General features: G+C 35.9%; 5 protein-coding genes. All 5 read right to left on the bottom strand.

Annotated elements, in window-relative coordinates:
• Positions 1–3 precede the first annotated feature (3 nt).
• The gene (locus tag PQ462_RS13990) at positions 4–2,331 is read right to left on the bottom strand and encodes a DUF5703 domain-containing protein (protein ID WP_274250435.1); all 2,328 of its coding nucleotides are present in this window, start codon (positions 2,329–2,331) and stop codon (positions 4–6) included.
• A 151-nt stretch (positions 2,332–2,482) separates the two neighbouring features.
• Complete coding sequence (locus PQ462_RS13995) at positions 2,483–3,907, bottom strand: sialate O-acetylesterase (RefSeq protein ID WP_274250436.1); 1,425 nt, start codon at positions 3,905–3,907, stop codon at positions 2,483–2,485.
• Between the two features lie 273 nt (positions 3,908–4,180).
• Entirely contained in the window at positions 4,181–7,567 is a 3,387-nt protein-coding gene (locus tag PQ462_RS14000) for a glycosyl hydrolase (protein WP_274250437.1), read from the bottom strand.
• Between the two features lie 300 nt (positions 7,568–7,867).
• Positions 7,868–11,209 carry a glycoside hydrolase family 2 TIM barrel-domain containing protein gene (locus PQ462_RS14005; protein WP_274250438.1) on the bottom strand — a complete coding sequence of 1,114 codons (3,342 nt, stop codon included), beginning with the start codon at positions 11,207–11,209 and terminating at the stop codon, positions 7,868–7,870.
• A 139-nt stretch (positions 11,210–11,348) separates the two neighbouring features.
• Positions 11,349–12,473, bottom strand: a complete 1,125-nt coding sequence (locus PQ462_RS14010; RefSeq protein WP_274250439.1) for a glycosylase — start codon at positions 12,471–12,473, stop codon at positions 11,349–11,351.
• Positions 12,474–12,599 lie beyond the last annotated feature (126 nt).

Consider the following 12,599-nt stretch of genomic DNA (forward strand, 5'->3'; position numbering starts at 1 on the left):
TAGTTAGTTTAATTTCGTTTTCTCTGCTTCAGATTTTCCTAACAGATTTATAATGTCTTTTTTTCTTTCTTCTGGAATTACTTTTAAAACCTTCAATTCTCCATTCATAAGCTCGGCTTCAATTGTAGTATTTTGTTTGGCGTGTAATTTAAAATGAACATTCCATTCTTTTGGCCAAGCTGGAAAAAGATAAATCTTTCCTTCTACTTCTTGCAAAAGCATTTCCTGCATGCCAATCATTCCTGATCCACCCCAATTATGATCTGGAACCCAGTCAAATCCTGGTCCCAAAAAAGCTGGAAAACGTCTTTCTGAATTCGCCATTTTTAGCGTATTATATTTTGCTGCTTCTTCGGTTAAACCCAAACGAGCCGAGAAAATATTATCCTGTTTCCATCCAATATGACTTCTGAATTTTAAAGCATCTGGATCGTATTTCCATGTATTTAAAGCCGTTTCCAAATCAGGTTTCCCAATGCCGTAAATTCCCCACGGATAAACGGGATACAATTGCGGAACTTCAGAATTATTAACTCTTTCCCACGTTTTGGCAGGAAGTAAAACTTTATGATTTTCAATCTGCCCAAAGTTTAAAGGCGGAATTCTCGTTTGAAATGCTTTTAAATATTCAACGTCTTCTTTTGACAATTGATTACCAGAAAGGTTTAAAAGATTTTCTGTAATAACTTGCAAAGCCGAAATTGTACTGTTGGCATTATTCGCCATTTTATAAGTTTCTGCTCCCGAACCCGGAAAAAGAATTAATTTCCCGTTTCCGTCCAAAGCTTTTCTTCCCCTTTGTTTTGCTAGATATTGGTAATGTTCATCGAAAAATCGAAGACAACTTATAATAAACGAATTGTATTTCTGAATATCTTCCCCAGCATATTCCTTTTGCTGCAACATCATCTGACAGAATTCTAAAACCGTATCCCATTCATATTCTAGCCACGCATTATATTCCATTCCTGGATCGTAGTCTGCGGGACGTTTCCATTCGTATTCTGCTGGATTTGGAAGCCCAAAATTTTCTAATTGTTCTGTGAATGATGCTCCATTATGATTCCAATATACTTTTGAACGCAATTCAGCATTTTTTTGAAGACTTACATAATAATCCAATTGAGATTTCATCATATCAAAATCACCACTTTTTACCATTGGAAAATAAACCAATCTTTGGTTTTGTGCCGTCATCGTTCCTCCGCCCCAATTTCTGAAATCAGGCGTAAAATTTAAATCTTTATTGCTATAAACAGGATCAACCGTAAAAAGTCCGCCGTTGAATTTTGTTGGATATTTTCCGTACGCATTGCATCCAAGCATGTATCGGAACAATTGATAATTCTGTCCGATTTGATACACTGAATCTTTCTCAATCGATTGATTTTTTTGTGTGAAAATAAAACTGCGGTTCCAAAAATTATTCCACCATTTTTGAGTGTTTTTTTCAGCTTGTTTAGAGCTTTTTTTATTGGATGAAATCAAACTTTTTAATCCATTATCCCAAGTAGAAAAATCAGATTGATTGTTATTTAAATAAATTTCCAATGAATGTTTTTTCGAAGGTTTTATGCTTGACAAATTAAATCCTTTAAAATCAGTTGACTGGTATTTTCCTAAATAAGTTCCATCTGGTTTAAGATTATCGCCTGTCATAAATCCGCCAAAAGTCAGATTCGCAATCGGGTTCATCATCAGGTCTTTAACCGATTCCATTTTCTGCTGTTTTACCGCAACATCAAAAACAGTATTTTCCCTGTTTCTATGATAAAATTTTATTCCGTTATTTTCAAACGAAATAGAATCTTTATACGTAATAAGTTCTCCCTGAGGCGCCCATTTATAAGAATTCGCGTTGTTTTCTTTTCCTTTCGGATAACGATTTTGATAACGCCAGCTTTCATAAGAAGCCGTCATTTTTAATGTTTTTTTACTTTCTAAATCAACATGAATTATCGGTTTAAAAACATCAACCCAAAGTTTGATTTTAGTATCATTCTGTCCAACCAAAACATATCCGTCCTTAAGCTTCAATTCCTGATAAAAACCATCTTTTCCTTCAAACGGATTCGGACTTAAAGTCACTTTTACACGACCTAATTTCAATAAAGTATTGTGTTCATCAAAAGTTCCGCTTCGTGAAAAATAGAAATATAAATCGCCTTTCTCCACCCAGACATTCATACCAATATCTCCGCCTCCCAAAGGCATAGATTCTGATGAATTGTTGCTTTGCGTTGTCCAGATTTGATTGTAATTATCAAGCGCAGGAATCTGCGCTTTAAGGCAAAACGTGATGAAGAGAAGTATGTATTTTATGTATTTCATTTATTTTTTAATTCTTGTTGTCATTCCGAGGAACGAGGAATCTCACGCGTAACCACAAAGATTGTCGATAATTGTTACGGAATTTCTAGTCTGATTTCTCGTTCCTCGAAATGACAAACTGCACGTTAATTTACAATTAACCATTATAAAATTACCAATCGTCTGTTCTAAACGAAGAAACCGGCAAACCTCCTGCGCTAAACAATTCCGCTTTAGTGAAATCTTTCCATAAATATCTTACTGCAACTGGATTTTTTACTTTATCCGAAGTCAAAACAACTGATTTTCTTCTTACCACAGTTTTAGCTGGATAGAAAACTTTGTCTGCTCCTGCGATTTCAAAACCTAAAACTTCTTTATCATAAGACGTAATTCCGTTAGCTACATCATCAAAAGAAACCGTTACAGCACCCTCTTTAATTTCCATCGATTTGTATTTTGGACTTTCGAATTCAAAACCTTCAATTCCATACGTTCTTGCCAAAGCCTGAAAAGCTAATCTATTTCCTCCTTTTTCTTTATCCATTGGATGAATGTTATTTTCTTCACCAACATCCATTAAAACTGCCATTGCTGAGTTTGGAATTTCCTTTGAAGCCTTAAACTGTGCTTCTCTCAAATAAGCCGAATTGTATTTTTCTAAATAATCTTTTGGATGAAATGAAGCGTAATTAAACGGCGCAATCTGAGCGAAATAAAAAGGAAAATCTCCCTGATTCCACAGCGTTCTCCAACTGCTGACCATTTTTTTCATTAAAGCAGTATATTCAGAAGCTCTTTCGTAATTTGATTCTCCCTGATACCAGATACAGCCTTTGATTCCGTAACCAATTACAGGCGAAAGCATTCCGTTAAACAAAGTCGTTGGTACACGATTTGGGTCTTTTACTAATTCTTCTTTTGTAGTCGGGATTTTAGCACTTGTAAAATCTTTCAGCATTTCCTGATTCATCCACGCTTCCATACTTGAACCGCCGTACGAAACATGAATTAAACCAACCGGAACATCTAAAACTTCTTGTAAGAGCGATCCAAAATACCAAGCTGTTGCACTAAAATTTGAAGTCGATTTTGGAGAAGCTTCTTCCCATTTTCCTTCGAAATCTTGTAAAGGTTCTAAAACCGTTGCTCTTGGAATCGTAATTAAACGAATGTTTTTATTGGTTGATCTTACAATGATTTCGTTTCCATTTTTAACAGGCTGACCTTGAAATCCTTTCAAAGGCATTTCCATATTCGACTGACCTGAACAAAGCCATACTTCACCTAGCAAAACATTTTTAATGGTTACTTTCTCGTTTCCTTCTGAAACTTCAATGGTATAAGGGCCACCAAATGAAACCGTTTTTAATTCTGTTTTCCATTTACCTGAAGCATCTGCTTTTACCTTGTAAGTCTTAGAATCCCAAGAAGTTTTGATTACAATGTTGGCATTCTTTTCTGCCCAGCCCCAAATTGGCGCGTTGGATTTTTGCTGCAGCATCATGTTGTCTGTAAACAATGCTGGCAATTTGATTTTGGCATTGATTTGAAAACTTGCTAAAATCGTTAGTAATGCAATAATTGATTTTTTCATTTTTTTTGTTTTTTTTGCCACAGATTAAAGGATTAAAAAGGATTATTAATCTCTGGGAATCCTTTAATCTGTGGCCAATATTTATTTTTCAATTGCCTCCAGCTTTAGCTGGAAGGGCATCAAATGTTTATTTTCAATGGGCTTTAGCCAAACTAACTTTTTGGCTAAAGCCCTGTTGTGTATTCTTCTTAACCTCCAGCTAAAGCTGGAGGCAACTAACTTCTTTCTTTGTCAAAAAAAATCCTTTTTAATCCTTTAATCTGTGGCTAACTTTTATTTTTCTTTTACAATACTCACTGGCCCTAATAATCCCGCTTTTAACAACGGCTCTCCTTCTAATCTAAATGGCGCTGTTGTCCAAGTCAATCTTTCTTCTTTTGGCAATTTTTGATCACCAATTAATCTATTTGCCCAAGTATTTGTAACTTTTATTTCTATCGTATTTTTTCCTTTTTGTAAAGCTTTTGAAATTTCTGTTTTGAAAGGGAAAGTCCAAAGTGTTCCGCAATCTTTTCCGTTGATTTTGATTTCGGCAATATTTGAGATTTCTCCTAAATCCAACCATATTCTATTAGAATCTTTTCCTTTCCAGATAAACTCTTTTTTATAAACTACCGTTCCTGAATAATACTTAATTTGATCATTTTCAGAAGTGCTCCAGTCAAAAAGTTTGTTTGTTTTTACATTTTCTTTCGGGCCTTTAAATTCAGGATCAAATTGCAGTTCCCAGTTTTCATCTAAAGCCTGCACTTTTTCAAATTCAGATGATTTTCCTTGTGCTAAAACTTCTTTCGTTTCCTCTTTAAAAATCACAAAACCAGATTCGTTGGCATCTAAAGCTATCGAAACAATTGATCTTCCGTTTTCTATTTTCCAATTGGATAAAGCTGAAGTTTGATCTGTCACAGGATTGTACCATTGCGGAACTTTTCCAGCTATTCTGAAAGAAGCATCAAATGTTCTTTTTTCTCCTTTTTGATTGGAAATGAAATAAATATCTTCAGTATCCGATTTACGATGCGCCCACGCCAATGTTTCTGAATCAGCTCGGTTTAAATTTGGAAAATAAACATCCTGAGTAATTCCGATTGACGCAAAATCATTTCCTAAATACGGTAATTTGACAACCGTACCTTTTCCGATTTTCCATATTGATGAATTGGCATTATTCCAAATTTCATCAATTACATTTTGCCATTTCTTTTGGTTAGCTTCTGATTGAATTCCTGGCTGAAGATTCGGTTTTTCATCTACAAAAATCGTTGCTCCATCTTTTATTAATTGGAGGATTTTTTCGGCGGAAGCCAAAGAAAGCATCTTATTTGGTGCCATTTTATGACTTCCTGGGAAGAATAAAGCTCCATATTCAATTCCGCCTTCAAATGAGATTTTTCCGTTTACTACTTTCGCTCTATTAATTAAAACATCAACATTAAAAGAATCATATTGATAACCATTTAGCGGATTAATCCATTGTGATAAATCGGTTATATTTTTAGAATAGGTGACTTCTTTTGGCATTTTTGCCGTTGGCTGACCTTCATTTTCTAAACGGATTTTCTCACTTTCCAATCTTTCTATTCCGAACACATTCGGAATAAAAGGCACCAAACGATCCGGAACAAAAGAACGGGAAGGAAAATCTTCGCCAATAAAAACCGCCAAGTCAATTACAGGTTTTCCTTTTTGCAACTGAAACTGTACTCTTTGGCAATAATCAAACCAAGCTTTTCCAGGTTTCCACCAAGTTTGGTCTCTTTGGAAAAAAGTTCCGATATCATCCAAAGTCATTCCTGGTTTCCTGTCCGTCCACGGATTATGTACAAAAACATGATAAAATAAACGGTTAATTCCTAAGGCATAATTGCGGTCTGCTGTTGTTTTTAGATTTCCGGGATGTTCGTCCCAATCCATTCTCAGCGCTGTAAAAGATTCTGCCTGAATAATATCTTTTCCGTAAATATGTCCGCCCGAAATGGCATCGATCATATCAAAAGGTTTGTCGTGTGTCGGGCTTTTCAGCCAAAATTCACCACCTGGATAATCGACATATTTATAATGCAGCAAAGCATCACTCATCATTGTTGGCGCAACGTTTTCTGAACTTAATTTTACGTTATATTTTTTTGCAATTTGAGCGACAGTTCCGTAGAAATTATCAGCTACTAAATCGGCAATTGTTTTACGAACATCGTATAAAACTTTCTCTGAAAAATCGGCATTTTCTATCGGAATTCCTGCCATAACTGGAAGATATTCTACAAGATCGTAGCCACGTCTCTTTTTAAATTCAGCCTGAAAAACCGAAGACCAATTTTGGCTTCCACATTCCCAGCTGTCAAAATGCAGAATTTCTAAAACTTTTGAAGCTAATTCGGGCCCGGCCGAGCGAACGGCTTCTCCAAACCAATGATCCAACTGAAAACGAATTAATTCTGGATCGAATTTATCAACTTCCAGTCCTTTTCCTGCTCCGCCAGTGGCATTTTCATGTCCTGTCGAAGTATGTCCCATTCGGATGATTTTCCACTTTCCTTTTGGTGCTTTCCAGTTCAAATTTCCTTCCGCATCAACAAAATTCGAAATATTGATAATTTCTGATTTTTTGAATGTATCAGAGTTTGGAATTTCTTTTTCTGTAGTCTGTGGAGTCAAACGCCAAATCGCTCCTGATTTCCCTTCGTAATTATCAATCAGAGATTGATTTGAAAGGGTTATTTTACTCACTTTCAAATTTTGTTTCCACTTCGCAAAATCCAAATCTTCTGCTCCAGGTTCAGTTCCTTTTGGATCATAAACAAATCTGAAATATTTTGCCGTAACAGGCGTAATGGTATGTGTGTTTGGGAAATCCATATCCTGCCAACCGTGACGTGGTGCAATCATTCTTTCGTGGAATCTAAAATTGACTCCATCATCACTCACTTCCACAATTAAACGCTGTGCCTGATAATCTCTTCCTTTGGTTTCAATTACAATCGATTTGCAGGTAAAAGGCTGTGCAAATTCGTATTGAATCCAGCCTGCATCTGCAAATTTGAAATTTTCGTCTTTTTTAGGATCAGCCAAAAACGAAGCATCGGTATTGTTTGATGTGGTTACTTTTGGCAGTTGCATCTGCGAAGTGATTTCGTATTCTTTAATTGGAATAGCAAAAGTTGCAATGTCTTTATAATAGTCTTTGTAATGCGCTGGAACTGGTAATTTTGAAGTAAGTTTTTTTCCACCTAAAATTTCAGTTGTTGACCAGACTACTTTCTGCATCGACATCTCTGGCGTAATCCACGGCCCGCCTGCAACAGCAAATCCGTCAGCTCCGTGAAAAGCTAGTTTTAACCCTAAACGATCTGCCTCTTTAAATGCCCAATGAATCATATCCCAAAATTCAGGCGTCAACTGTAAAACCGGCGGATCTATCAATGCTGGATTGGCTGGCCCTTTAATGGTCATTAAATAAGCGCCCGCAATTCCAGCTTGTTTCATAGCTTCTAAATCGGCTGTGATTCCGGGTTTAGAATACGCCGATTTCATCCAATACCAATACACCCAAGGTCTTGAGGATTCTAGTGTTGGCTGAAAAGATTCTTTTTTATGGATTTCCTGTGCCGAGACGAAGCTCGCCAAAAGGAGAATAAAAAAGAGGTGTTTTTTTTGAAACATTATTCTTTGTTTTATTTCGTTTGTAAACCCGACAGGTTTTTGAAACCTGTCGGGTTTGATATATTATTTGCTATTAAAACATAGCCAATGGTTTCAATCATTGGGACGTAACGTGATTAAACAATACGTTTCCCGAGGTTTAAACCTCGGGCTATGTTTGATAATCTTTGTCGAATTTCTTGTTTGATTTCTCCTTACGTCGAAATGACAAACTGTACTTATACTATACTTAAAATATACTTTATCTATAAATACAAAATACCAAACAGGTTTTAGAAACCTGTTTGGATAAGTCGTAATCTAATAATTAAACTTCTTCAAACTACTTTCCAATTCATTCTTCGATCCGCTGAAAGGCGTCAAATAAAAACTATACTCATAATTTCCAGATTTAATTTGATATTGTTCCAACGGCTGTGCTACAATCGTCCAGCTGTCGTTTCCTCCTACTCCCATTTGGATTAAATCGATGTTTACAGTTAAAAATCCAGGATCTTTCAAATCGTATGTATGACCAGATGAACTTAAGTTTTCTTGCGTATAAGGCCATGCACTCATACTTAAAAGTTTAGTATCGTTTACTACTAAAAATCCGTTGTTTTTCTGCGGAGTGCTTAATGCCATCCATCTTACATCACATCTGTTTCCGTTCTCTTGTGGTTTTGGATAATGTTCGATAAAATCATTTATTGGAAGCGAATATTTCCCAACAAACGAACCAAAACTTCTGTCGCTGTAATTTTCTAATTCTCCTTTTCCGTACCATGAAATTTGGTCGAATTTTCTTTGAACTCCCATCTGCATTCCGATTTTTGGAATGTTTGGCAATTTGTTTGAAGCTTTTAAGCTGTAATCTACTTTGATCAATCCGTTTTGTAAAATGCTGTAGATTACTTTTACACTTGCGCTGTCTTTTATAACTTCGTAATCGCTTGTAATTTTGATTTCTGAAGCTGATTTGTCAATTGAAATATTAATCAATTTTGGTTTTGCTTTATACCATTGTTTCAACAACTTTTGCGATTTCCATCCGCGTTTGTCGTTATCTGTAAGTGGTCTTACGAAGTTTGGCAATAGCGGTGCAAAAACTTGTTCCTCTCCGTTAAAAACATAAGAACTCAAAGCTCCGTTTGTTTTTCCAATTGTAATATCAAAAGTTTTTCCTTTGATTTTGAAATCTGAATCTGATTCAGAAACATTCAGCGTTTCTTTTTTAGATTCTGGAGAAACAACTTCTTTCTTTTTCAATATGAATTGATCTTCCGCTACAGCGTAACCTTTTGAAGCCCATAATTCATCTTTTGAAAGTTGGAATTCTATATTTAAAATATATTCCGCATCAGCTTTCATTTTTGGAAGATAAGAACTGATATCTAATGTTGTTGATTGTCCAGCTTCTACTTTTAATGGTTTTAAAATCTGAGTTTTAATCACGTTTCCGTTTTCCAACACTTTTAAAACCGGAATATATCCTTCTAAAGACTTAACCGCCTGACGATTTTTAATTTCTAATTGATTTCCGTTTAAAGTCGAAATCGCTGGCTGATACACCCATTTGTTTTCAAAAATTGAACCTTTTGGTTTTCCGTTAGAATCTACAATTCCTTTTGTATTGAAGTTGCCATCATGGTATTTTTCGCCAAAATCTCCTCCATGAGCAAAATAATTCTGCCCTGATCTTGAATCAAATTTCAAGATTCCCTGATCTTTAAATTCCCAAATACAACCTCCAATAACTCTAGGAAGCGAACGGAATTCATCCCATAATTCTTTTAAATTCCCAACTGAATTTCCCATAGCATGAGAGTATTCCACAAAAATAATCGGACGTGTATCTTTCTTTTGATCTACTAAAAATTTCGGTGTGAAAACGCCCGGATAAAAACGGCTCACCATATCAACATACGAATCATCCTGCGGATTTTCGAATCGATAAGCGTGATCGATTGTTTTTGGATATCCTGGATCAAGCGGATCAATGTAACCGTCTAATTTGGCATTTCCTTGCGCTGGTTCGTAATGAACTGGACGTGTAATGTCGAAATCGTGAACCCAACCCGACATTGCAGCATGATTTGGTCCTTTTCCGCCTTCGTTTCCTAAACTCCACATCACGACCGATGGATGGTTTTTATCTCTTTCAACCATTCGGATCATTCGTTCCATATAAGCATTTGTCCAAAGCGGATCGTTGCTTAATTTTCCGCCAATTCCGTGTGTTTCCTGATTCGCTTCATCCATTACCATGATTCCGTATTGATCGCATAATTCGTAGAAATAAGGATCATTTGGATAATGGCTCGTACGTATAAAGTTGAAATTAAATTTCTTAATCGTGGTAATATCTTGTTTGATATCTTCTCTTGTAACCGCTTTTCCTCTCGTTGGATGATGATCGTGACGGTTTACGCCATATACATAGGTTTGTTTTCCGTTGATGAGCATTTTTCCATTCTCTTTCGAAAATTCAATCGAACGGAAACCAACTTTACAGCTTTTGGCTTCAGTAACATTTCCGTTTTTATCTTTTATAGAAATAACCATCGTGTATAAATTCGGCTCTTCTGAACTCCATTTTTTTGGATTTTTGATCTTTTCTTGAAAGAATCCGAAACGCACATTATCCAAACGAGGATAACTTTCGTTGATTAAATCTATCACAGGTCTTTGAAGCGGTTCTTTGAACATAGCTGTATTATTGGCATCATACAACTGAACATTCATCGTATAATCTTTGATTTTTGCTCCTGTAAGATTTTCTACTTTTGGACGCAGTTTAAAAATCGCATCTGTGTATTGTTTGTCTAATTTCGTTTGAACAAAGAAATCCTGAATACGCAGTTTCGGCTCAGCCATAATGAAAACTTCACGCTGGATGCCGCTCATACGCCAGTGATCCTGATCTTCTAAATAAGAACCATCTGTCCAACGGATTACTCGAACTGAAACTACATTTTCTCCTGCTTTTAAATAGGGTGTAATATCAAATTCTGATGGCAGAAAACTGTCTTCGCCATAGCCTAAAAATTCTCTGTTTAACCAAACTTCAAAACCTGAACTTACAGCTCCGAAATGCAAAGTTACCGTCATATCTTTCCAGTTTTCTGGAACGGTAAAACTTCTTTGGTAAGAACCAACTCCGTTATAATCTTTAGGAATATAAGGCGGATTTATTGGTCGAAACGGATAAACGGCACTTTTGTAAATGGGATTGTCATACCCTTTCATTTCCCAATTCGAAGGCACTTCGATTTTATCCCATCCTGAAACGGTATTTTTATAGAAATCTTTTGATGCTTCTTTTAGATTTACAGCATATTTAAAATCCCAATCGCCGTTTAGCATTTGGATTCTGCTTTTGGTTCTATCGCCTTTTAAAGCATCTTCAACACTTGCATATGAATAAGCTGTCGCTCTCGATGGCTGTCTGTTGATACTTGTAATTGTTGGATCTTCCCAAGGAGCAAATTCGTATTTTTTATGCAATTCTGGAACTCCCGCTGGTTCTCCTGTTACGGATTGTCCTTGCGTGTAAGTTGTGAATAGTAAAATGTAAAATGTATACGTCAAAAATCGTAATCTGAAAAATGGATTATTGTATTTTGATTTTGATGTATACATTGGTTTTATATTATTGTTCATTATTATTTTGATTCAATTGTCCCTATGGGACAAAATTTTCTATGCGATAATTTGTTTTTTCTACCAACCAAATACTCCTAACGGAGTATTACATTAAGACGTTTTACTTTTCACATTTAACATCTCACAATTAACTCAATTATTGTTTCTTCTTTTTCGCCGGCGGTGCCACAAAATTCAATTTGCTTTTTCCTAAATCTTTAGACGTTGCAATGGCAATTCCTCTTTGTTCTGCTTTGTTCACAGCGCAATAAAAATGATACACAATTCCGTCGTGTTTTACAACAAATGACTTATGCGCAAACATATCATCATAAGGTTCTGATGATTTAACTAAATCGTCTCCTTTCCAGTCGGTCCAGTTTACTAAATCATTCGAAACGGCAAAACGGTTAAATGCACCTTGATTCCAACCCGTCCAGAAAGCTCCAAAATAGAACATTACCCAAGTATCATTAATACGCTGAATATAAGCATCTCCCGAAATTCCCTTATGATGATTGATTAGAGGTTTATCGCCATAACGCTTCCACTCTTTCATATCGTTTGATACTGCCATCGCAATACGCTCTGCGCCTTTAGCAGGATTGATACTATCGCCACGGGCATTATAATACATGATAAAATTATGTCCTGTCACTTTATCTTTATCACGAATCACACTGTTTTTGTACATTGTGCTATTGTCCCACCATTTGGCATCTTTGTCTTTTGGTGTTAAAACCGGATTTTCTAATCTCTGGAATTCGTGTGGTTTTGTCGGCGCTTCTTTGCTGTATGCCATTCCGATTGACAAAACACCTGCTTCGTAACCTTTACTATCTCCACCAAAATAACTCATCCAGTATTTGTCATCGTATTTTTCCCATTCGTAGCTTCCGCCCCAAGTCAAATCTTGCAACGAAATATATCCTGCTTTTTGGTTAACATCCCAATGTTTTTCATTTTCTGAAAACGACATTACTTTTCCTAGATATTTCCAGTCTAGAAGATTGTCGCTTTCTGCTAACCAAGTTTCATAACCTCTTCCATCGTAAATTAAATACGTCATATACCATTTGCCGTCTTTTCTAAATACACTCGGACAATCCATTTTGTATGAGTTGTCAGTTGGAACCATCACCAAACCATATTTATAAGGCGTTTTGATTTCTTCGTAAATCTCCTGCATTACACTTTCGGTAATTTCTCTTTTCTTGTATTTGGTCGCACAGCTGGTTATGACAAGTGCTGAAATGGCTACGATTAGATATTTAATTTTCATTTTTATGTTTTTTTTGCCTTTTAGGCGCTATCCCGATAGCTATCGGGACTAAGTTTTTTTATTTTTTGTTTCACGCAGATTTTACAGATTTAAGCAGATTATTAATTGATTTTTATCTGCGTTAAT

Source organism: Flavobacterium sp. KACC 22758 (assembly GCF_028736135.1).
Taxonomy (GTDB): domain Bacteria; phylum Bacteroidota; class Bacteroidia; order Flavobacteriales; family Flavobacteriaceae; genus Flavobacterium; species Flavobacterium johnsoniae.